We start from the raw sequence: 572 nt of genomic DNA, 5'->3' as shown, positions 1-572 counted from the left end.
CACGGATGGGGGTGGGGGCGAGGCCGTGCCAAAGCGTGAGGTGGGGCCGTTGCCGGTGGTGGGAGGCGGACGGGCCCGCGCCGGAGGGAACGGGCGTGAGCTGGGCGTTACGTATCTCATCGCTTCTCACACGATCGGATGAATGTAGGGCGAAGCTGGCGAGCAGCGCACTGTCAACCGCTAAATTCACGCCGTTCCACAGAGCGATGCGATCAGGGAGACCGGCAGGCTGATGACGGAACGATCCCCGCAGCACACCCCCAACCGTCAGCTCGCCGCGCTTATCGCCGAGGCCGGTTTCTCGCACGCGGGCCTCGCCCGGCGAGTGGACCAGCTCGGGCTTGAGCACGGCCTTGACCTGCGATACGACAAGACGTCGGTAACGCGCTGGCTACGCGGGCAACAGCCGCGTGGCACGACCCCGGCACTGATCGCCGAGGTCTTCACCCGCCGCCTCGGCAGGCGCCTGTCCGCCCAGGACCTCGGCCTCGACGCGTGCGCCCCGGTCTACGCGGGACTGGAGTTCGCGTCCTCGCCGGAGGAGGCGGTGGACATCGTCAGCGGACTGTGGC

General features: G+C 69.1%; 1 pseudogene. It reads left to right on the top strand.

Annotated features, from left to right (window positions below):
- Positions 1-232: 232 nt before the first annotated feature.
- Positions 233-572, top strand: a pseudogene (locus KUM32_RS32810) (regulator); the annotation flags it as partial.

Source organism: Streptomyces sp. AC627_RSS907 (assembly GCF_019049165.1).
This window is presented reverse-complemented; position numbering and strand designations above follow the sequence as displayed.